This is a genomic window from Acinetobacter pseudolwoffii (genome assembly GCF_002803605.1).
GTDB lineage: Bacteria > Pseudomonadota > Gammaproteobacteria > Pseudomonadales > Moraxellaceae > Acinetobacter > Acinetobacter pseudolwoffii.
This window is the reverse complement of sequence record NZ_PHRG01000002.1, coordinates 392,919-415,802: the sequence shown is the minus strand read 5'-3', so window position 1 is coordinate 415,802 and position 22,884 is coordinate 392,919. Positions and strand designations below refer to the sequence as shown.

Below are 22,884 nucleotides of genomic sequence, written 5' to 3'. Positions count from 1 at the left end.
GCTCATGTGGTCGATTTTTTTCAGTCACGAGGAAAAATAAATGAATAGCAAGAAACCCAACAAAGTTCTGGCTCCTTTGGTTATCGCGGGAATTACCATTGGCTTTTTTACCGCGGCCTATCGATTTATTTTTGTGAAGAGCAAACAGGACGAGCTGTCAGAGCGAGCGCTGGATAGGAAAATACCTGATACAGACGAATTTAACTGAAAGAATTCTGCTGAATAACAAACAATAGAATTTGGCCTTTAAGAAATATATAATATTCAGGTGAATACCAAAATGATTTTGGTATTCTTCTTGCATTAAAAATATAAAAAAGGGAGATCAACATCATGTGGCAAACACTATCATATACATTCAAGAACACTTCAGCAGATGAAGCACCGCTATATTTGCGAGAAGCCACTCGAAAAATGCAGCTGACGATTGACCGTTTAGGAAATACGGCCAATCTCAAGCTGTTTAAGACAGATTATCTGGAATGAACTAAATATCAGTCTTGATGATCTATTGATTAAATATATTCCGATGCGGCATGCGCAGATGACCATGCCCATTGGAAATTATAGCCGCCCAAATGTCCGGTAACATCCAGCACCTCACCAATAAAATACAGGCCTTTCTGCTTTTGACTTTCCATGGTTTTTGAAGAAACCTCGCTGGTATCCACACCGCCCAAAGTCACTTCCGCAGTACGGTAGCCTTCTGTTCCGGATGGTTTCACTTCAAAACCATGCAGCCGTGTCGCAATCTGCTCCAGTTGATTATCACTGATATTGCCAATTGCGGTTTCAGTGACGTCAGTCCAGATTAGACTCTGTAATTCAGCCACGACACTTTTCGGTAAAAATTCATTGAGTAAAGTGCGCAATAACACTTTGGGCTGGCTTTGTTTTTTGGCTTTAAAGAAATCCAGCAAATCTACACTTGGTAAGAAATCGACTTGAAAGCTTTGACCGACATTCCAGTAATTGGACAATTGCAGGGAGCTTGGGCCACTTAAACCACGATGGGTAAACAGCAGTGCTTCGGTGAAACTGTTGAGCTCATTGGAGAGTGTCGCTTCTACGGCATTGCCACTCAAACGAGTCGTCACCTCCTTAAATCCATCAGAGAAAGTGAAGGGCACCAAACCGGCACGGGTTGGATAAACATGATGTCCAAACTGTTTTGCGATGTCATAGCCAATGCCCGAACCACCCAGCGTCGGGATGGACAAGCCACCTGATGCCACCACCACAGATTCAACCTCAAAATATCCAATTGACGTGGCGACTTGAAATCCTTGATCATCGACTGGATTGACTGCTTTTACTTCGCAGCTGGTTTTAAGATCGACCAGACCGGTTTTATCACATTCTGCCAACAGCATTGACAGAATATCTTTTGCACCATTGAGGGTAAACAGTTGTCCATGTTTGCGCTCTTCATAAGCAATACCATATTCACAGACCAGGCCAATAAAGTCCCAATTGCTATAACGCGTTAATGCTGAAATGACGAAATGTGGATTATGCGAAATATAATGGCTTGGTTCGACCTCCAGATTGGTAAAATTACATTTACCGCCGCCAGACATCAGGATTTTTTTGCCAACTTTATTGGCTTTTTCCACCACTACGACTTTACGTCCACGTTGTGCAGCCATATACGCCGTCATTAAACCTGAAGCACCGGCACCTATGACGAGAACATCGTATTGCTTGGAAGACATAAAACACTCGAGGGAGAACAAAAGGAAAGCATTATAGACAATTTTATTTCCGCTTTCTCTATTCCTGAACAATCAACAGGCTGATTGCCAATCCGTATTAGAGTTTAAACATAAAATATTTGTAAGTCGGCTTAAAATCATGCATAGTTTTTGTACAGTTTTACAAAAGTCACAATAATAAGGCAGGGCTTATGGCAACGTCAGAGGATCTAAAACAATACAACCTGATCAGTTATATTCTTTATATTCTGGGGTTTTTTCTGGGTGTGACCCCATTTATAGCCATTATCATGAACTATATTAAACGTGATGAAATGCGCGGCACCTGGCTGGAAAGTCATGTGGACTGGCAAATTAAAACCTTCTGGGTCAGTTTGCTGGGTTATATTGTTGGTGGCTTATTAACTATGATCTTGATCGGATTTCTAATCATATTTTTGGTCTTTATCTGGCATATCTACCGCTTGGTCAAAGGGATGATTGCGCTGAATAATAATCAACCGATTCAGGCTTAAGCAATTGTAGAAGTAGTATCCATGTTACGGCCTTGCAACCCACCGCTATGAATCACCAGCAGTCTAGATCCTGCTGGGAAATAATCTTTTTCAATCAAATCAAAGATGCCCATCAACATTTTAGCGGTATAGACCTGCTCTAGTGGAATGGCAAATTCGGTTTCAAAATCCCGAATAAACTGCATGAGGGCTGTGCTGGTTTTGGCATAGCCGCCACAGCAATAATCATCCAGAATAGTCCAGTTGGTTTTGCTGGTTAGTTGCGCGACTTCATCTTTTAAAAATGAGCCTTGCAGCGCTGAAAATCCTAAAACCTGCTGATGAGCCTGACTGGCTTCGATCAGACCGGTGATGGTTCCACCAGTGCCTACTGCGCAGCAAACCACATCAAATTGAGCATCTTGCGGGCTTAAAATTTCCCGACAGCCCTGAATGGCCAAAGCGTTGGTTCCACCTTCAGGAATGAGATAATGCTCAGGAAATTGTTGTGCGATTTCGGCCAGATACTCAGGCTGTTGCTTGCGACGATAGTGTTCACGACTGACAAAATGTAGCTGCATCCCCAACTGCCGTGCGGTGGCTAAAGTCGGATTGAGTGGCCGATGGGCCAGCTCCTCACCCCGAATAATCCCCACACTTTGAAAACCAAACTGCTGTGCGGCAAATGCAGTGGCCGCAATATGATTGGAATACGCACCACCAAAGCTGAGAATCTGCCGATAACCCTGTCTTTGTGCTTCCAGAAAATTGTATTTCAGTTTAAAAAACTTGTTGCCTGAAATTTGCGGATGTACCAGATCCAGACGACGTATTGTTAAAATAATATCGTGAAAATTAATCTGTTGATCGGGAATATTTTGGGCAATCTCTGCAAACATAAAAATTAACACAGTCAGTTATTCGGCCATTATAGCGAAAGCAGTAAAGATCAGGGATTGAGAATAAGTCATTTTCAGGCATGAGATAAAAATTGACGCAGAATGTCACAAATATTCTGCTGATTATTTAAGCAGGGATGCTAATCTAAATACAGGAAACCCTGAGGAGGGTAGAATAATGAAAATATTGTCCTATGCTGTTTTGGTCGGCGTAATGCTCAGTTTGTCGGGCTGTGATGATGCGATGAATAAACCTAAAACAGAGACCCGTACCATGATTATTGGTGGTGTACCGGTACATGATCAGGATTACCAACTGTTAGACACGCAATTCATTGCTCAGGATCAGTTAAAACAGTAGGCCATTACAGTAACTAAAATTCCTGACCAATACTGAAATTTTTAAAGCAAATGATTCGGTTTTTGCTTAAAATAATCCTTCAATTTTTAAGTCAGGTTATCTCGTGGAATCATTCTGGATTTTAAGCTCAATTGCTGTTGCCCTGATGTTAGGTGCGATGAGTCCCGGGCCGACTTCTATTTATGTGGCAAAAAATTCAATTGCGATTTCACGTAAACATGGTTTATTTACTGCACTGGGGACTGGTCTAGGTGCAGCAATTTTCGGTTTGCTGGCAGTACTGGGTTTGCAGGCATTTTTGCTGGCTGTGCCGTCGGCTTATCTGGCCTTAAAAATTTGTGGGGGGCTATATTTACTTTGGCTGGCTTTTAAAATTATTAAGCATGCCAAAGATCCGATTGAGGCAGATTCGAGCATTACCAAACAGATGTCTTTACGTCGCGCTTTTACCACAGGTTTAATCACGCAGTTGTCGAATCCAAAAATTGCGATTGTGCTGGCCAGTATTTTTACCGCCTTATTACCAAAAGAAATTCCGAACTATTTCTATTTTGCTTTGCCCATTTTATGTTTTTTTATTGATGCTGGCTGGTGCTCACTCGTGGCTGTCGCACTTTCTGCTGAAAAGCCACGCCGTGTGTATTTAAAGTTTAAGGCATTGTTTGACCGTGCAGCAGGTGCGGTGATGACCGTGCTCGGACTAAAACTTATTTTCGGAATGAAATAGTTTCAACACTTGAAGTCCTCATCCTTGGAAAGTGATCATTCTTGCTAGCTTTCCAAGGGACAGCTGATCATTTGAAATTAATCTTTAAAATGCAAGGGGATCCATTGGTAGCTTTTAGCATCTTTAGAATAGACATGCCCAATCCCCGGAAATGGTAAATGTGGTGCTGCCACCGTCTGGCCATTCTTTGCATATTCCGCAAAATACTTTAAGCGGGTTTCAACCGCTTTTTTCGGATCGATATCAAAATCTATAGCGGTCTGTGGACGGTCAAACTGAATGGTATGGGAATGTACAATATCCCCAATAAATATCATCTCCTGACCCTTGGATTTTAAGCTAAAACCAAAATGTCCCGGTGTATGCCCAGCTGAACTGATCACATCAAAACCATGGATTTTATCGCTAGCCTTAAAGGTCTTTAACTGACCTTTGGCCTGATAAGGTGCGATGGCTTTCTTGATTTTATCGACTGTACCCAAAAAACCAGCCTGTTTTGCTTTTGGTAATTTTTCTACACTTTTAGGATTCATCCAGAAATCCAGTTCGGCTCGCGATACATAAATATTCGCATTGACAAAATTGGCAACGCCGTTATTACTGATGCCGCAAACATGATCAGGATGTAAATGCGTTAATAAGATTGAATTGACTTGCTCAGGCTTTTGTCCAGATGCCTGTAAATTTGAATAAATAGACCCAAAGTTTGGCCCATTACAGCTAGAAGCACCGCTATCCACCAAGACCAGTTCTTTGCCTGTATTTACCAGGAAAGCATTGACGGAGGTCTGGATGCCTTTGCTTTGGTCAACATAATATTTTTTTAAAATCTGATTCACTTCTGCTTCAGGAATATCCTTAAACAAGGCTTTGGCTAAATAATTGGTGCCATCCAGCAGGGCAGTAATCTGGTAATCTCCAAAGCTGTATTGATAATATCCGGGAACCTGTTTTTGTTGTTCTAAAGTGGAAGGCGTTTGTGCGTGTGTTGGGGAAATACCTGCCAATGAACCTAAAGCAAGGAGTGATCCGACAAGAGAAGAGCTGAGGTATTTCATGGCTATTCTTATGTAATTAAAGTCAACTCTATGTATTAGCATGGATATTGATAAAAAAGAATATGAATATATTTACTATTTTTTTAAATCGAAATGGCGATTTAGCATCTGTACTAAAAATTCAGTGTGAATCTGTATATTGATTTTTTGAAAGTAAAGAATGTGTTTTTTGTAAAAATATTATTATAAATAAAATGCTTAGATGTATTTCACTTTTTATTAAAAGCTCGTTAACATAGGGTATTACGAACAAGCTTTGGGTGTCGCGATGAGTTTTTGGAAAAGAAAAAACAATGCCAGCTTTGTATTTTTCATTATTACCTTATATTCACTACTTGGTTTTGGACTGGGCTATGTGATTTGGGAATTTGTGTTGCAAGGCTAAGTGACCCAGCAATAAAAAAGCCTCTAGAGATAGAGGCTTTTTTGATGGATTATTTCGAAGAAAATAGATAATTACTTAATGAGAGCATTGTATGAGCGAACCAGAGTACTCAGGAAAACCTTTAGCTTATTTAGATCAAAATATTCTAGACTTATTTAGTGAATATAAAGAAAAGCCAATGCTTAGTAGAGATTCAGATTTTTTTAGATATTTAAAAGAAGAAGTACAAGCTGTTTATTCACCCATTACTTTAGAAGAAATTTACAGATCAGTAATAAAGGGGAAAAGCAGTAAATATTGTGTTGAGTTTTTAGATATCTTAAGGGAGTTAAATGCACACTATATCGCCTTAACTACTGATGAGCATGGGACTTTAACAAATACTATTTTTAGATCCTGGGATGATCCACTAGTTCATTTTAATAATTACATTGAAAATAATTTTTTAAACAAAATGATTAATCCATCAACTAAGAATTTATTTGCTTTATATGGTGGTGTAAAGGATTTTAAAACTTTTGAATACGAACAAATTGAAGCTTTTGATAATTTATTACTATTTTTAGAAAAATCTTTAAGTGATCTTAAAAACAGTACATACAAAGATGACTATCTTTTATCAGAAATAGAAAAATTTAAAGTTAAAATTCCTAACCTAATGAATCAGCGAGATGAATATAAATTATATATTCAGAGATCGGTAAGGCATTTAGAAGAGTCTAATAAAGAAAAATCACCTCATAAATTTTTACGAGAATCATTGAATATCAATCATGATAACTTACAAAAAATTAAATTACCAAATGCTTTAAATCAAATATGGAAATTACTTCAAGAAAACAATCCTGAATTGGAAAATAATGAGTTAGATGACTTCTTTCAATTGAAAAATTTAATTGGTTCAGGGCAGGAATACTATATTTTTCAAAAAGTAAATCAAATTTATACTATATTAAATCTGATCGGTTATTATCAAGATGAAGGATTACATAAAGAAAAGCGTTTTATTGCATCATTCAGTGACATGTCACATGCATCTTATGGTTGTTTTTGTGAATATCTAATCACTCGTGATGAAGCCTTTGCACAAAAAACTAATGTTGCATATGAGTATTTAAATATTGCAACTCAAGTTTTTTGGCTCAAATTAAAATGATTTCAAACTAAAAATAGTGTTAAGCCAATACTTTATTTAAAAATCTGGTCTGTTCGATGTAATAAAAAAGTTGACTTAGTGATGGTATTAATTTAGTTGGAGGCGACATGGATGTCGCCGTTCACTTGTGGTACATGGACGTATCATCAAGTGAACAAGAGATTTTTGTTACTTTTGATCTTTCAAAAGTAAGGCAATAGTTTCTGATCTCTCCCTAACCCTCTCCTTTAAAAAAGGAGAGGGAATCTAAAGGCATAAAAAAAGCCCCTACAACGTAGAGGCTTTTCTTATTTTAGATTTAAAATCTTAAGAAACCTTATCACCCGGTTTAGCACCAGATTCAGGTGAAATCACCCAAACGCCGTTGCCATTACCCGCTGCCAACACCATACCGTTCGAAATACCAAAACGCATCTTACGTGGAGCAAGGTTAGCCACCATCACCACCAATTTACCTTTTAGGTCTTCAGGTTGGTAGAACTCACGAATACCACTGAATACATTACGTGGTTCAGCTTCGCCTACATTTAAAGTCAATTGAAGAAGTTTGTCAGAACCTTCAACCGTTGCAGCTTCCAAAACCTCAGCCACACGCAGGTCAACTTTCATAAAATCATCAATATTAATAATTTCAGCTTCGCCGACTTTAGGTTCAGCTTTCTTCTCGACCTTCTTTTCTTTTTTCTTTTCAGCTTTAGCTGGTTCAACAGCAGGAGCAGCTAAAGAATCTTTAGATGCATCCACCATGGCAGCTACCGCTTTTGGATCTACACGTTGCATCAATGGCTGGAACAATGCAATTTCGTGACCGACAAGAATCGTCTTACGAGAAGCGAAATCGAAGCTTTCAAGTTGCAAGAAGTCTTGAACTTGTTTCGCTAAAGTCGGCAATACAGGTGCAAGGTAAACTGCCAATTGACGGAACAGGTTAATACCCACAGAACATACGTCATGAACCTGTGATTCTTGGCCTTCAATTTTCGCTAAAGCCCAAGGCTTTTTCTCGTCGATATATTGGTTGGCTTTGTCAGCAAGCGCCATGATTTCACGAATCGCAGCTGAGAATTCACGTGACTCATATTGCGCAGCGATTGAAGTACCTGCATCAATAAAGCTTTGAACCAATTCAGGCTCTGCACAGTTTGCACTTAACTTGTTATCAAATTTAGTATTGATGAACTTCGCACAACGGCTGGCAATGTTGACCACTTTACCAACCAAGTCAGAATTTACTTTCTGCACAAAATCATCCAGATTCAAGTCAGAATCTTCAACTTTATCCGAAAGTTTCGACGCGAAGTAGTAGCGTAAATATTCAGGGTTTAAATGCTCTAAATAGGTTTCCGCTTTAATAAATGTGCCGCGAGATTTCGACATCTTCTGACCATTGACAGTCAAGAAACCGTTTACAAATAACCCTGATGGCGTACGGTAGTTTGCACCTTCAAGCATTGCCGGCCAGAACAGCGCATGGAAATACACAATGTCTTTACCAATGAAGTGATACACCTCATTTTTAGAATCTTTTTTCCAGTAGTCATCAAAGCTTAAATCAGGACGTTTGGTTTTGATATAGTTTTCAAAACTCGACATGTAGCCAATTGGCGCATCGACCCACACGTAAAAGTATTTGTTGGGTGCGTCTGGAATTTCAAAACCGAAATATGGCGCATCACGCGAAATATCCCAATCATTCAGGCCATTTTCAAACCATTCATCTAACTTGTTGGCAATCGAGACCGGTAAGCGGCCTTCATCACGTGTCCATTTTTGCAGGTATTCACCAAAATTCGGCAACTTAAAGAAGTAATGGTCAGATGATCTTTCGACGGGTGTTGCACCGCTTAAAGTCGAATGTGGGTTCAATAATTCGGTTGCATTATAAGTTGCACCGCAAACTTCACATGAATCGCCATATTGATCTTCTACTTTACATTTCGGGCAGGTGCCTTTAATGAAACGGTCGGAGAGGAACATGCCTTTTTCAGGATCGAAAAGCTGGGTGACAGGACGAACCGCGATATTGCCGGCATCACGGTTTTTGATATAGATTTCAGATGCACGTGCACGGTTGGTATCGCTATGGGTAGAATCATAATGATCGAAGTGCACCGCAAAACCGTCAAAATCACGGATATGTTCCTTTTGCACGTTGGCAATTTGTTCTTCCGGTGAAATTCCGTTGGCTTCAGCACGTAACATGATGGCTGTGCCGTGAGCATCGTCCGCGCAGACATAAGTCACATCATGACCCATTGCACGCATCGCACGTACCCAAATATCAGCTTGGATATAACCGAGTAGGTGACCCATATGAATCGGGCCATTGGCGTATGGAAGGGCGTTAGTGACTAAGATATTACGCACGGATATGACTCTCTCATTCGTATATTATGCAAGGTGGATGATTTTACCTGATGCAGGTCCGAATACAAAGCAATCCTTTAAGCGAATCAATTCCATTTCACCGCGAATTCGTGTCGAAAGGTCTTTGTATTTACAGAATGTCTTGGAAATGTAGATTTCCCTATATTGCGTTGCCAATAACAGTGATAATAGGCCATTGATCTAAAAGCTTTGAGCTAGAAAACCATGATTGACGAAGATGATTTTGATTTTGACCAACCTGTCACGCGTATTAAACAAAATGCAGCGAGTCAAAAACAGTTGGGCAGTCAGATTTTAAAAGATGCAGAAGCTTATCTTGAAGACATCTCGGCAGATGAACATACACTTTTAATCAAAAACTTATCGGGTTTAGTCGCGCAAGATGCTTATTTCCAAGTACTGGCAGATCAGCTCGATCAACCGATTGGCGCGAAGTTTGCCAATGATGCTTTAAATTTGATGCATTTTTGGCCGGCCATTCACCAGCTTGAAGATATTGAGCAATTTAAGCTACTCGATATGATCAATAGCGAATATTTCCAGACTGAAATGCTGAAAGCCTTTGATGCCTTAGAGATTGATGAAGACATCAAAGCCAAGCGCCGTTTGGTGCTGCTTGAAAGCTTGAAAATGTACAAACTTGGCTTTTACAGCGGTTGTATTCCAAATGTTTATGCGCAGCTCGAAGGTATTTTGACAGATATCCTGATCAAAGCAGGTTTCCTCAAGCAAAATGGCACCAAGTTTGTCGATGTCTATAAAATCGTACCGGGTTTAAAAGGCAATGAAATTAAAAGCCTGTGGCATAAGTCTAAAATTGCGATTGAACTGAATCCGTATTTTGCTGAACTTGCTGCCTATAAAATGGATTCAAGCTCGAATGTGACCATGAGCCGTCATAACATGCTACATGGCACAGATGTCGACAACTTCAATCAAGCACGCAGCTTCATTCTGTTGATCTGGTTGTTCTCTGCGGTCAGCTTTATGAGCACCTTGCGTGTCTGACTTGAAATAATATCTCCTGATGCATTTGCATCCTATAAACATCTGATGTGAATTGGCAACACTGACTCTTTGGCTTTGGACATTATGCTATGACGGCATTTGAATTGGGCAGCCAAAGAAAATGTGCTGACAGGCTTACCAAGCCAGACTTTGTCGAAACCCCAAGTAATCGATGGACTTGAATCGCCAGAATCCAAAAGAGTTGGATTATTGATCTTTGCAATACTGATTGGGCGCAGCTCATGCTACAGACTGCAAACAATAGCAACAACATGTACAGGCTTTGTTGCAGTTTGCTTACTGCGCCCGATTTGCCCCACGCTTTGTGCTAAAAAATGGCTGATTGTTTATATGATATGCCTAAGGAGGTTACCTCATGACTCAGCAGAACCAGAGCAATAGTTCAAAGCAAAATCAAGACAAAGAACAACATGAGAAACAATTAAATCAGAAAGCCAAAGAAGAGCAAAAGCAAAACCAGAATGACCAGAAGCACAATCAGTCGCATGATACACAAGACACAAAGCCACACCAGACTGATGAAAATTCTGATAGTAAACAAAACTCTAAAGATACAGGTGCTGACTCGGAATCGAAGGATAAAGCCTCTAAAGAGCAGCCATCTGATCAAAAAGATGATTCGAAAAATGAGCAATCAGATAACAAAACTGAAAGCTTTAAGATGGATGACTTAAAAGCCAAAGCGATAGCGATTGGTGAAGAGCTATTGCAAAAAGGTGAAAAGCTTCTGAATGAGCTGAAACAAGGAAAATCTGACCACCAGCAAAATACTGAGCAAAGTTCAGATGATGCGAAAAAGGCTAAAGCGGATCATGCCTCTCAAGATAAATCATCTAACAAGTCAGATAAACAGCATGCTAAAGATGGTCAGAACGATCAGCAGGCAGGTATGGCAAATTTAAAAGATGAAGCCATGCATAAGTTTGAAGATACCAGACAGAAAATCACAGACTTATTCAGCGAAGCCTCGGTTAAGTTCGCTGAGCTGAAACAGATGGCAACTGATACGATGAATAAAATGAAAGATAATCAATCGAAGGAAAGTGATTCTGATCAGCAGCAAGATGCCAAAGATACAGATTCAGAAAGCGACTCTCAGTCCAAAAAGGACGAATCGAAACAAGATCAGGATAAAAATACCAAGGATCAAAAGGACAAATCTGAAAACAATAAAAATCATAAATAGTCTGTGATCGTTAAGCCACTTTAATCATAGAAGGTTAAAGTGGCTTAACACGCTCGAGATAAATAAAAAAAATTTATTACATCAAAATAGTCCATCTCTCTTTTCTTTCTATTATTTCTATTCACCAAGATTCCATAAAATATTTCACAAAACCGAGTAAAATGGTTGGAAATTGAAGATATCTGTTTCATCTTCTCCAATACAGTGCTTAACCTTCGCCTAAAACCCCGTTAAACTAAGCGATTCAGATGTCGATCTACATTTTTGGAGTAACCTATGTCTTGGCTTTCTTCGCTTAAATCGGTTTTTTCGCCTTCCAAGGAGGTGAACGAAGAAGCTGTGCAAAACGTACTGCAAAACTATCTGTTGCCAAATTCAAATGATCCGCTCAAACAGCGTATTACTCAGGTCAATGTACAGGGTGAGATTCTGCAAATCACTTTGAATACCTATCCAGAAGAAAAAGCGCAGCTGCAACAGATTCATGATGAACTGGCGGAAGCTTTGCAAAAATGTGGTATTCAAGAACTGAATATGCATGTGATTCAGCAGAAAACTGGACATAAGAAAGAAGGGGGTTGCGGGCATAAGCATGCCAAAGGTGAAAACTGTTCAAGCGAGCCTAAAGCGGAAGCAAAACCCAATCTTCCCCCTGTGGTGGATGCGTCAGCACAGCCTGCAAAAACAGAAGAAGCTGACCCGAATAATCCACCGATTCAAAAAGCTGCGCCGCAACAGCGTGATGTACCGAAACACCCACGTATTCAAAATGTGATTCTGGTGTCATCTGGCAAAGGTGGCGTAGGTAAATCGACCACGACTGTCAATCTGGCCTTGGCTTTACAAAAATTAGGCCTGCGCGTAGGCGTACTGGATGCTGATATTTACGGTCCAAGTATTCCGACCATGCTCGGCAATGCCGGCAAAACGCCGATGATCGAAGCGGAACAGTTTGTCCCTATCGAAGCCTATGGAATGGCAGTGTTATCGATTGGCCATTTAACTGGTGATCACAATACTCCAGTGGCTTGGCGTGGACCGAAAGCCACCGGTGCATTGATGCAATTATTTAACCAGACCTTATGGCCAGATCTTGATGTTCTGATGATTGATATGCCACCCGGTACAGGGGATATCCAGTTGACGTTGGCACAGCGCATTCCGGTAACCGGGGCAGTGATTGTCACCACACCACAAAACGTGGCCCTACTCGATGCGACCAAAGGCATTGAACTGTTTAACCGTGTGCAAATTCCGATCATGGGCGTGATTGAAAATATGTCGACCCATATCTGTTCAAATTGTGGTTTTGAAGAACAGATTTTTGGCACAGGCGGTGGAGATAAACTGTCTGAGCAATATCATATTCCATTATTGGGTCGCTTACCTTTAGATGCTGAAATTCGTGAAAATGCCGATGCTGGCACACCTTCAGTCATTGCCGGAGATGATGCAGCCGAAAGCTATATGCTGATTGCAGAAAAAATTGCAGCGCAGCTACCTAAGGCCGAAAAAGATCAGAGCCGAATTTTCTAATTGACCCATTAAATAGAGAGTTCACATATTTAAGCCCTAATTCAAGTTAGGGCTTTTTTATTAATAATTCACGGAAATAAACAGCTTTAAATTAAGAAAATTGACTGAAATGACTGTTGCGTATTGGTTCCCAAAATGATTTCAAGTGATTGAATTAAATTGATTTAATCCAGTGTGAATTCTGATTATATGTTCTCTTACAATTATTTTTTTGCAGCATTGACCGAACTATTCTATGCTACGCGGATTAGAGCGAGGTCAAACTATGATTTCATGGTTTTTTATTGGTTTAGTGGCAACCATTCTTTTAACACCAGGCCCAACCAATACCTTATTGGCATCTTCAGGCATACAGGTCGGATTTAAAAAAACATTTCGTTTAATTCCTGCTGAAGCCTTTGGCTATCTGATTGCCATTAGCTTTTGGGGCATTCTGATCGGAAAAATTTCCGTTCATCTTCCGCTTTTGCCGACCATTCTCAAGCTGTTTAGTGCCGGCTATATCCTTTTTCTGGCTGTGAAATTATGGCGCACGGCAGAACTCAGTGAAAATTTTGAAAATGTCTCGATTCGTGCACGAGAACTATTTCTGGCAACCTTGTTAAATCCTAAAGCACTTTTATTTGCTTCAGCGATCTTTCCGGTGATTGTCTGGAAAAGCAGTCAGCACTATGTGACTCATATGTTAGTATTCCTGGTTTTGCTGATTCCGATTGCATTCTTCTGGACTTTCCTCGGCTCAATACTGGCCAGAAAAAACAGTCGCTGGCTCAATCAGAAAAACCTGCAGAAAACGGCTTCGCTGGTATTAATGAGCTTTTCCATTCCTTTAAGCTATTCTGCACTTTTAAGTTTATAAGCTGATCTCGATCAGCAGTTTTTTGGTAACTTGAGCTCTAAGCCTTTCACTTATTTTCATTAGTGTCAATTTCAGTTAAAGTACGTCGCAATAACTTGTTCTTAAGATTTTTGGATTATATCAATGGCAATTAAGTCTGATCGTTGGATTCGCGAAATGAGCGAAAAACACGGCATGATTGAACCGTATGCAGAAAACCAGGTACGTTTGGATGAAAATGGTCAAAAGCTGATTTCGTATGGCGTATCCAGCTACGGTTATGACGTGCGTTGTGCACGTGAATTTAAAGTATTCACCAATGTGCATTCTGCAATTGTCGATCCGAAAAACTTTGATGAACGCAGCTTTATTGATATCGAGTCGGATGTTTGTATCATTCCGCCTAACTCGTTTGCTTTGGCGCGTACGATTGAATATTTCCGCATTCCACGTAATGTCTTGACCGTATGCTTGGGCAAGTCTACTTATGCGCGTTGTGGCATCATTGTTAACGTGACTCCGCTTGAGCCAGAGTGGGAAGGACACGTCACTTTAGAGTTTTCAAATACTACTAATCTTCCTGCGCGTATTTATGCAGGTGAAGGTGTAGCGCAAATGCTGTTTTTTGAATCTGATGAAGTCTGTGAAACCTCATATAAAGATCGTGGTGGTAAATATCAAGGCCAGACAGGCGTTACTTTGCCGAAGACCTGATTGCTTTAAGGTGTTGAATGACGGGACTTTATGTCCCGTTTATTTTTTTGAGATTTTCATTCATCGGAAACTGCTATTTTTCGCCTAATTGGCTTTGGCATCTGTATTAAAAATCAGCATAATGGATTCCGCATAACCATAAAAAAGATGCAATGCATTATAAAAAAGCAAAGATTGGCGGCTGGGAAGCTGAAGCATAAGGTGCGGAGCATCGAATAAAAAGGAAAGAGTGAGATGGCTCAGATAAAAGATATATTTAAATTTCGCAAAAGTTATTTGGCGATGACAATCGGTTTCAGCCTGTTGCCTTCTGCACATGCGATGCAGGAATTATCAGACTCTTCTCTTTCTGACACCACAGGTGAGGGTGTTGCACTGGTACTTGATGATTTTAAAATGGTGTTTCAAGGCCCTAACGATATCTCGGCTGGCTCGAGTTATGAGCGGAAGATTCCTGATCCCGGAAAAGCAGATACAGGATTTATTCGTATTATTCCGACTGGTGAAAATTACAACCAACTTGGGCAGCGTGTATACGACAAAGTTTATAAATCTACATATGATAATGCTTTTCATGTTGAAAGAACGCAGAATTATGCAACTGAGTATCAGCAAGCCTATGATACGTTAAAAACTAATTTTTATAATACGAATTATAATACGATTAAGAATACTCATGATACACAAACAAACCGGGACGCATTTAAGCAAGAATTAGTTGATTATTATTATAACACTGACTTTATGAAAGCCTATTATGACCAACGTCGTGATGATTATTATAATGGAGCCGGTAAACCCGCTTTAATTCAATATAGTCTAGTCGATGATGGCACAACAATGTTTGATCACTCACCGGGGAATCTAATTGGTTTAAATGATAAGGCAAAAACAAATACAGTGGAAATGATTGACCTTCTTTATGGTAAGGATGCGACGAAAGCAATTCCTGCAACTGAATGGAGTACGTCTGGTACTAGGGAAAATATTATTGGAGCAATTGTAGATGCAAGAATTCTTGCATTAATTAAAGCAGATTATGATAAAAAATTTGAAGCTGCTTTAGCCGGAATGATGAAAGATGCAGATAGTGCTGCTATGGCTGAAATCATTGCTAGAGCAGATCAGGCTGCTAAAACTGAAGCTGCTAAAAGTTCTGTGAGCACTTTACGAACTAAAGCTGATGTATTTATTTATGGCCTAGCATTATCGAAAAGCGATGGTTCTTTAAGCACACGATACAGTAATCAGGGTTTTAGCTGGGGATCGGCAGATAATCCTTGGTTATTTCGGGCAGGAACTGAAAACGTCAAACAGTTTAAGGACACTGCTAAAGATGTGGGCTATATTGCTTTGGAAGCCCCATTAAGTCCAATTGCAGGGGTCGAAAGTGATAATAATATCAAGCTGGGCTTCTGGAGTGATATTTTTGCACGTGAGCTTAATTCCTCGAATACTGTAGATCCTATCACAGGTGGGCCGACTTCAGGCCTTGACACAAATTATCGATTAAGAACTCAATTTATTGCTAATGGTCTGAGTTTTAATGGCTCGCAAGTTCGGTTATTCCAAACCTTAGAATCCGACAATAAGAATTACAGCCAAACATTAGGTATGGCGAGTATTGTTCGTCTGAATACCAATGATCGACCAGAAACTCTAAGCAGTAGCGATAGTAATCTTAACAGTAAAGGTATTCGTCTCAGTACCGCAGCAAAAACAGATACACTTGATGGTAATGTCCCGACCCCTGCCTTGAATGGAAGTGATGCTCCAATATTTCATGATTCTGAGGGCTTATATTTATATAGCCCAAATATTAACTTGGTGCTTGGTAATATGTACCAACCTTTCGTTGTCGGTTCAGAAAACAATAATATTATTTTAGAAGTGACACGTATTCCCAATATTCCTGCTATTTATAATCAAATTTATCAGAATTATGGAGGCGGGCTAGGAGAAGTTGAATTAAAAGGCTCTACCTGTAATGTCTATAGTTGTGGTACACCGATTAAAAATAATGCTACAGATACTGCCGCACTTTATCAAGGGCGTAATGCGACTCACAGCAGCATCTCAATAGGGACTACAGAGCGCATCTCAGGAACAAATTTGCTGCGCGCCAAGGATGGTGTCAATTCAACCGGAGTCGTATTTAAGAGTACTGATGGTATAAGTAAGAATTTTGGGTCTGCAGTCATTGATGGCGTGCTGATTCAGCATCTGAAAATTAAAACAACTGGTCTATAAGGAAGTATTAAAATGTCCAAATTAGTCACTCTCTGTGCATTATTATGCACTTCTATGACCAGTTTTGCCGGCTTGGAAACCCTTAATCAGCAAGAATTAACCGATACAGTGGGGCAGGGTGGAGCGGACCTGAACTGGACTTTATCTTTAAACCATGTTTATGCGACAGATTTAAGTAAAGATAAAATTTCTCGGCTTGATGGGAACGGTAATCCACTGGAAGTATTTTATGTTCTAGATCCGGCAACTTGTGGGGCAACAAAACAATTTTGCCGCTTAGCAATAGCACCGAATAACCATGTCGATGCCAATGGAAATAAAAAGTGGTTAGTGTTTAAAGGCATTCAAGGCACGATTCAGATTGATAAGTTTTCAATTGATGGTACAACCATTATTAATCACCGTAATGAACCACAGACGGCGATGCAAATTACCTTTTATGATAACCAGCCTTTAAAGATCCGGAATTTGGGTTTTAATACGGTTTCGATTGAAACGGGCACAGGTGCTGGAGCCTTAGAAGGTTATGCCAATACTGGTGTTTATAGTACGTATACAGGGCGTACCTATAATGCCGACGGAACTTATACAACCGCGCCCCAAGATGTTCCTTCGTTTGATCAAGGTGCTGAAAAAGGATTTATGGGGTTGAACGTTCATGGAAATCTGCATATGTCAGGCAATTTGAAAATATTTGGTTATAACTGTACAGGTGGGGCACAAAGTCGTTGTTAGTAACAACGTCAAGTACAGCATAAGGATATAAAAATGAAAAAAACAACAATAAAGTTGAAATTGCTAACGGTATGCATGTGTCTTATACAACAAGGTTATGCACTTGAAACTATTGAAGAGCAAGAATTGAGTAAAGTTACTGGACAAGATGGTATGGTGATTACTCATGAAATCTCTAAAGCCAATATTGCTCAAGCCAATTGGTATGATCCAAATCCAACTGCCAACACTAAAATGGGTTTAGGTCTACATAATGTTGAGATTATTGGCAAAGATAATAAACCAATCATTAGTCAACTTGAAATAGATGTAGGAGCGACTTCACAAGGGGCAGGACTTCGGCTTGCTGCAAGTGTTTCACCATTTCAAGCCACTGCAGATTTAAAGTTGGTAAAGATCGCCTGTACGACCAATCCATGTAGTCAATCTGCGAATAGTATTCGGACTGCGGGTACTCAATCAAATCAAAGTTTGGGGGCATTAGGGATTAGTACCTCTACACCGCTTAGTGTGCTATTACAAACTAGTGCAGGTCTATTTAATAAAGATTCAATTGCCAGTATCGATTTTCAGCTTAAAAATGCCACGATTAGTCATAAGTTAGGTGAAAATAGTTTGATTTTAAATGACTTTAACTTTAACTTCGCGGGTCAAGGATATATGTACATTGACCCGGATGAAGGCGTGGTACTGACCACACGAAATGGCAGTCAAGATCACTATGTGGATCTAAAGCGTGCTGAAGATATTACCGATATCGCAGCTGGCCGGGTTAATCCGACCAATCCAGGGGTTAATATTGATTTGCGTTATAACACGCCAAATAACGAACGCAAAAATATTATGCGTTTAGGGGCTTCGGGTGCAGTCACTAATGCAAGATTATCGATGAGTGCCGATCAAACCCAGATAGGTACTTTTGATGTTAGTAACAAGGTGAATGGTGTACTAGAACGTCAGGACAAAACTGCAACAGGTTACAGTGGCCTGGTCGGAGAAGGTGGGTTGAATCTGGGCTTGTCTGCAGATTTTACAGGTGCTAATAGTACTGGGCTTCCAGCAACTAGGGCACCTACAACACTTGAGATTGGTCATACCGGTAAGGGAAGCCATGCTGTGCAATTTTCCAAGCTCAGACCCTTGACTACACGTAATGCTGCTGGCTCCTTACACGGTAAAAATGCTTATATCGACTTTGGAAATATATATATAAATACCATTACTGCAAAAAGTCTCGATTTCATAATTAATGAAAATATGCAAAAGACTTTAGGTAGTAGTAGCACTGTGCTTAAACAGACACTCAGTACCACCACGAATGGAGAAGATTTTGCTTATATCGCCGTACGTGGAATGGATTTTCAGTCTATTGCTGCTAAGGCACGTTTCATATCAGATAACTCTTTGGCGGAAATTGGTGGAGATGGTGGTTCTTGGGGAATCGGTATTCCTATTTATAATTTAAATGCCAATGTTGCGTTGTCTGGAACGACTTATGGAACAGACAATAAGCAAGCAATTGCTTATAACATTATGGCATCTACAGAAGGCTATGGAATTGACAAGAAAACCGGTTTACCAAGCACAACCTCGATTATATTGATTGATGGTAAAAATGGCGATCATGGTGAGGCAGTTAACTATTATGCTGGTTTTAGGAATATCGATGCTTTGATCAAGTCGGAAGGTATTATTGGCTATGAAGATGAAGGGATTTATATTCGTGCCGATAAATTACTGATTGCAGCAAAAGCAGAGCTCGCAATGGGGCAATTACCAGGATCTAAATATAACTGTAGCACTGCATCAGTCAGTAAATGCGGAGGCTATGTGCCTCACGATAATTTTTCTAAACGTGATGATGTCCTGACGAATATTGCTTTTAAACTTGATGGAAACGGCGAGCTCCTCATCATTCCAGGAGTGGATCCGACCAGCGATTCACCAGATACCAACTTCCTGTCATTTGATGCAAATTTTAAGTTTAGACCCCTTACCGCAGAAGAAACTGCAAATAAAGATAATCTGGGCAGCTATTTTAGTATTGCCAATGAAGATATTGATTCAGCCGGGGTATTAAAAACTTCTTCAATTAACTTTAACCGGATGGAAGGTCATTTGGGTGTCAAAGCAAAAGTTCGTGTCAGTGCAGATACAGTGACTTTGGATAATCAGGTCAAACTCAATTATGAAAATAATATTGCAACACCATTTAAAACCAATTTTGCCATGGCGACCAATGGCAATATGCAAAACATGGCAAGTATTGCACTGACTGGTGGAACTATTCGTAGCACGATGGGAATCACACCACGCTAAAAATCAGGATGAGAAAAATGAAAAAAATAATATTAAAGAGTCTAGTGGTAGCTATGATGGGCCTAAGTGGTCAGGTATCTGCATTAACTTCATTGGAAGACCAAGAGCTCTCAGAAGTCAATGGGCAGGCTTTATTGTCAATGGAGGTTCAGTCTGGATTTAACCAGATGGATAATCTAGGAGCTACTTATGACCAGAGTAATATCTCATTTTATAAATTAGGCTTGGAAGCCGAGATGGAAATTAATGCCAATATAAAAAAGCTACAGCTCGGGTGTGGTGGTGTTAATGGTGCAACCGGCTGTGATATTGATATTGATCATATAGCCTTAAGTGGTAATCCTACAAATGGTGCGGATCGTGCCGCGACTTCAGCTCTGATTACTAATCCATTTGTACAGTTTGCCATAAAAAATCCAAATCAGGCATCTACACGTGAAGTTTTAGGTTTCCGTTTAAGTGCGGAAAAGATTTCAGGTCTATTGACAATGGGGACAGAAAATAGTGCTACACCAAATGGTATTAACAGTTTCAGTGGTTATATGAAAACAAAATCTTCATCAGGAGTTGCAACAACCGCTCCTCGTGTCATGGATTATGCTGCAACTGGAATGAATATTGAGGGCACGGTAAAAGGCACTTTGTTAGGTCAACCATTACCTCTGGATTTACATTACACATCTAGCAATTATGCTTTCCAGTTAAATTCTACAACAGCACCTTTTACTATTCCTGCTACGATAGTGTCAGGAACACGAATGAAAGAAGTTGTACTAAAAGGGACAGGGACAGTAGGTCGTATTGATTTTAAAGGACCATTAAAAGCAGAATTATTGGATGGAGCATTAAAATTAGATAAAGATATTACAGGCTACTTAACCGGGCTACAGACAGACATTACCGTTAAACAAAATCTCGGACTTATTCATGCTTTATATTTAAATAATCCAGCTTCACTCTCCTTGCAATCCCAAAGCATCTTATGGCCTGGTGCAGCAGTTGCGGCAAAACAAGGGTGGTGGATGGCAATGGAAGATGAAGTGGATTTAGGAAGTATTTCACCTTCATATAGTGTGCCAATTTCAGATGCTGTTTTAAAGCAAACCATTGCAGGAATTAACCATGATTTAACCACTAATGTGCGAGATTGTGGAAGTCTGGTTTTTGGTTGTGTGCTAGGAAGTGCGCTTGATGTAAAGGAAATTAAAAATCCTGCGCTACTTGATTTCCCTCTCACTAATTTAACTTTACAAGGCCAGAATTTTAAACCGAACTGCTTTGGTGGGCATAAATTCTGCTAAATTTAATTATAAAAAATCCCGCATTACGCGGGATTTTTTATAAGAGAGCGAAATTAATTAGCAATCTTCGCCAATAATTCTTCTTTCGAGATATTTACTGATTCAGCGTCACGGCGGCCTTTATATTCAAAAGTACCTGCATCCAAGCCTTTTTCACCAATCACAATACGGTGTGGAATACCGGTCAACTCAAGGTCAGAAAATTTAACGCCTGGACGTTCGTTACGATCATCTAGAATTACGTCATAACCCGCAGCAGTGAGTTCAGCATAAAGCGCTTCAGCTGCTTCTACTGTGCGTGGTGATTTATGTGCATTCATCGGTACAATGGCCACTTCAAACGGGGCAATGGCAGTTGGCCAAATAATGCCTTTCTCGTCAAAGTTTTGTTCAATGGCAGACGCAACCACACGTGTTACCCCAATACCATAACAACCCATGGTCACAGTGAATGGTTTGCCATCTTCACCCAAGACTTTACAGCCCAATGCTTCAGAGTATTTCTGACCCAACTGGAAGATATGACCCACTTCGATACCACGTTTGATTTGCAGTGTGCCTTTGCCATCTGGAGAAGGGTCACCTTCAACTACATTACGCAAGTCATAAACTTCAGTGAACTGTGCATCACGTTCCCAGTTTACGCCGGTTGCATGCTTGTCAGCTGTATTAGCACCTGCAACAAAGTCAGACAATACTGATGCTGCACGGTCAATAATGACGGTGACACCTTTTTCAACCAGACCTTGTGGGCCTACAAAACCAGCTGTCAAGCCAAGTGCTGCGATTTGCTCTTCGGTTGCAAAAGTGAGTGGAGCTGCAATTTGTGCATGCTTCTCGGCTTTAATTTCATTCAGTTCGTGATCGCCACGAAGGAATAAAGCAACCACAGGAACAGAACCATCCTCTTTTGCAATGCCTTGAACAAGCAATGCTTTTACTGAGTGAGCTGGATCCGTGCCCAAGAAGGCAGATACATCCGCAATGGTTTTTTGATTTGGCGTATCAACCAGTTTAAGTTCTTGAGTTGGTGCCGCACGTTCGCCGACCAGAACGGCTTCAGCCATTTCAATATTGGCGGCGTAGTCTGATTCGGTCGAAAATGCGATATCATCTTCACCGCTTGAAGCCAGTACATGGAATTCGTGTGAACCTGAACCACCAATCGAACCGGTATCTGCTTGAACCGGACGGAAATCTAAACCAAGACGAGTAAAGATTTTGCAGTAGGCTGCATACATGTCGTCGTAGGTTTGTTGCAATGATTCCTGATTGGCATGGAAAGAGTAGGCATCTTTCATGATGAATTCACGTGAACGCATTACCCCAAAACGCGGACGAATTTCGTCACGGAATTTGGTTTGCACCTGATAGAAGTTGGCAGGGAGCTGCTTATAACTTTTTAGTTCATTGCGTGCTAAATCAGTGATGACTTCTTCATGGGTTGGACCCAGTACAAACGGGTTACCGTGGCGGTCATTGAAACGTAACAGTTCAGGACCGTATTGTACATAACGACCTGATTCTTCCCATAAAGACGCAGGTTGAGTCACCGGCATATAGACCTGAAGTGAACCGACCTTGTCCATTTCTTCGCGAACGATCGCTTCAACTTTATTTAATACGCGAACGCCCATCGGCAGCCAGGTGTACAGACCTGAAGCCAACTTACGAATCATACCGGCACGAAGCATCAACTGATGAGAAATAACCTCAGCATCGTTCGGGGTTTCTCTTAACGTTGCAAATAAAAAGCGACTCGCGCGCATGGAAACTGTCCTAAAAAATTAAGC

21 protein-coding genes are annotated in these 22,884 nt (G+C 40.3%); 16 read left to right on the top strand and 5 right to left on the bottom strand.

Features of this window, described 5'->3' with window-relative positions:
- The first annotated feature begins 40 nt into the window (after positions 1-40).
- Positions 41-208 carry a hypothetical protein gene (locus tag CWI32_RS15175; RefSeq protein WP_167381269.1) on the top strand — a complete coding sequence of 56 codons (168 nt, stop codon included), beginning with the start codon at positions 41-43 and terminating at the stop codon, positions 206-208.
- A gap of 125 nt (positions 209-333) precedes the next feature.
- Positions 334-486: a hypothetical protein gene (locus tag CWI32_RS15170; RefSeq protein WP_167381268.1), complete on the top strand. Its 153-nt coding sequence runs from the start codon at positions 334-336 to the stop codon at positions 484-486.
- Positions 487-515: 29 nt separating this feature from the next.
- On the opposite strand, the gene CWI32_RS06680 is transcribed toward CWI32_RS15170, so the two are convergent.
- A complete protein-coding gene (locus tag CWI32_RS06680; protein ID WP_100534918.1) occupies positions 516-1,715 on the bottom strand; it encodes a BaiN/RdsA family NAD(P)/FAD-dependent oxidoreductase in 1,200 nt (399 codons plus the stop codon).
- 191 nt (positions 1,716-1,906) lie between these two features.
- Between CWI32_RS06680 and CWI32_RS06675 the strand changes: the two genes are divergently transcribed.
- Positions 1,907-2,230 (top strand): DUF4870 family protein, encoded by a 324-nt coding sequence (locus CWI32_RS06675; RefSeq protein ID WP_005169649.1) that lies wholly within the window; start codon positions 1,907-1,909, stop codon positions 2,228-2,230.
- On the opposite strand, the gene CWI32_RS06670 is transcribed toward CWI32_RS06675, so the two are convergent.
- On the bottom strand, positions 2,227-3,108 hold the full coding sequence (locus tag CWI32_RS06670) for a 1-aminocyclopropane-1-carboxylate deaminase/D-cysteine desulfhydrase (protein ID WP_100534917.1): 882 nt from the start codon (positions 3,106-3,108) through the stop codon (positions 2,227-2,229). The genes CWI32_RS06675 and CWI32_RS06670 overlap by 4 nt on opposite strands.
- A 178-nt stretch (positions 3,109-3,286) precedes the next feature.
- Between CWI32_RS06670 and CWI32_RS06665 the strand changes: the two genes are divergently transcribed.
- Complete coding sequence (locus CWI32_RS06665) at positions 3,287-3,469, top strand: NF038215 family lipoprotein (protein WP_005169654.1); 183 nt, start codon at positions 3,287-3,289, stop codon at positions 3,467-3,469.
- Positions 3,470-3,572: 103 nt separating this feature from the next.
- A complete protein-coding gene (locus tag CWI32_RS06660; RefSeq protein WP_100534916.1) occupies positions 3,573-4,196 on the top strand; it encodes a LysE family translocator in 624 nt (207 codons plus the stop codon).
- A 77-nt stretch (positions 4,197-4,273) separates the two neighbouring features.
- Here CWI32_RS06660 and CWI32_RS06655 read toward each other — a convergent pair whose 3' ends face one another.
- Complete coding sequence (locus CWI32_RS06655; RefSeq protein WP_100534915.1) at positions 4,274-5,254, bottom strand: MBL fold metallo-hydrolase; 981 nt, start codon at positions 5,252-5,254, stop codon at positions 4,274-4,276.
- A gap of 268 nt (positions 5,255-5,522) precedes the next feature.
- On the opposite strand from CWI32_RS06655, the gene CWI32_RS15545 reads away from it, so the two are divergent.
- Together CWI32_RS15545 and CWI32_RS06650 are read left to right on the top strand one after the other, a co-directional pair.
- Positions 5,523-5,639, top strand: a complete 117-nt coding sequence (locus CWI32_RS15545; RefSeq protein ID WP_086044934.1) for a hypothetical protein — start codon at positions 5,523-5,525, stop codon at positions 5,637-5,639.
- Between the two features lie 91 nt (positions 5,640-5,730).
- Entirely contained in the window at positions 5,731-6,795 is a 1,065-nt protein-coding gene (locus CWI32_RS06650; RefSeq protein WP_100534914.1) for a hypothetical protein, read from the top strand.
- 306 nt (positions 6,796-7,101) lie between these two features.
- On the opposite strand, the gene metG is transcribed toward CWI32_RS06650, so the two are convergent.
- On the bottom strand, positions 7,102-9,162 hold the full coding sequence (metG, locus tag CWI32_RS06645; RefSeq protein ID WP_100534913.1) for a methionine--tRNA ligase: 2,061 nt from the start codon (positions 9,160-9,162) through the stop codon (positions 7,102-7,104).
- A 225-nt stretch (positions 9,163-9,387) separates the two neighbouring features.
- Here metG and CWI32_RS06640 point away from each other — a divergent pair, with 225 nt between their 5' ends.
- The 9 genes from CWI32_RS06640 to CWI32_RS06600 all read left to right on the top strand — a co-directional run bounded on the left by CWI32_RS06640 (position 9,388) and on the right by CWI32_RS06600 (position 21,091).
- Positions 9,388-10,191, top strand: a complete 804-nt coding sequence (locus CWI32_RS06640) for a hypothetical protein (protein WP_100534912.1) — start codon at positions 9,388-9,390, stop codon at positions 10,189-10,191.
- Between the two features lie 376 nt (positions 10,192-10,567).
- Positions 10,568-11,398 (top strand): putative sodium/potassium/calcium exchanger, encoded by an 831-nt coding sequence (locus CWI32_RS06635; RefSeq protein WP_100534911.1) that lies wholly within the window; start codon positions 10,568-10,570, stop codon positions 11,396-11,398.
- A 276-nt stretch (positions 11,399-11,674) separates the two neighbouring features.
- Positions 11,675-12,934 (top strand): iron-sulfur cluster carrier protein ApbC, encoded by a 1,260-nt coding sequence (gene apbC / locus CWI32_RS06630; protein ID WP_100534910.1) that lies wholly within the window; start codon positions 11,675-11,677, stop codon positions 12,932-12,934.
- A gap of 265 nt (positions 12,935-13,199) precedes the next feature.
- Positions 13,200-13,793: a LysE family translocator gene (locus CWI32_RS06625; protein WP_100329137.1), complete on the top strand. Its 594-nt coding sequence runs from the start codon at positions 13,200-13,202 to the stop codon at positions 13,791-13,793.
- A gap of 123 nt (positions 13,794-13,916) precedes the next feature.
- Positions 13,917-14,486 carry a dCTP deaminase gene (dcd, locus tag CWI32_RS06620; RefSeq protein WP_004280726.1) on the top strand — a complete coding sequence of 190 codons (570 nt, stop codon included), beginning with the start codon at positions 13,917-13,919 and terminating at the stop codon, positions 14,484-14,486.
- 234 nt (positions 14,487-14,720) lie between these two features.
- The gene (locus CWI32_RS06615; RefSeq protein WP_100534909.1) at positions 14,721-16,736 is read left to right on the top strand and encodes a hypothetical protein; all 2,016 of its coding nucleotides are present in this window, start codon (positions 14,721-14,723) and stop codon (positions 16,734-16,736) included.
- 12 nt (positions 16,737-16,748) lie between these two features.
- Entirely contained in the window at positions 16,749-17,471 is a 723-nt protein-coding gene (locus CWI32_RS06610; RefSeq protein WP_100534908.1) for a hypothetical protein, read from the top strand.
- A gap of 33 nt (positions 17,472-17,504) precedes the next feature.
- Positions 17,505-19,790, top strand: a complete 2,286-nt coding sequence (locus tag CWI32_RS06605; protein ID WP_100534907.1) for a hypothetical protein — start codon at positions 17,505-17,507, stop codon at positions 19,788-19,790.
- A gap of 17 nt (positions 19,791-19,807) precedes the next feature.
- Positions 19,808-21,091, top strand: a complete 1,284-nt coding sequence (locus CWI32_RS06600; protein WP_071850783.1) for a hypothetical protein — start codon at positions 19,808-19,810, stop codon at positions 21,089-21,091.
- A 53-nt stretch (positions 21,092-21,144) separates the two neighbouring features.
- Here CWI32_RS06600 and CWI32_RS06595 read toward each other — a convergent pair whose 3' ends face one another.
- A complete protein-coding gene (locus CWI32_RS06595; RefSeq protein WP_100534906.1) occupies positions 21,145-22,860 on the bottom strand; it encodes a proline--tRNA ligase in 1,716 nt (571 codons plus the stop codon).
- Positions 22,861-22,884 lie beyond the last annotated feature (24 nt).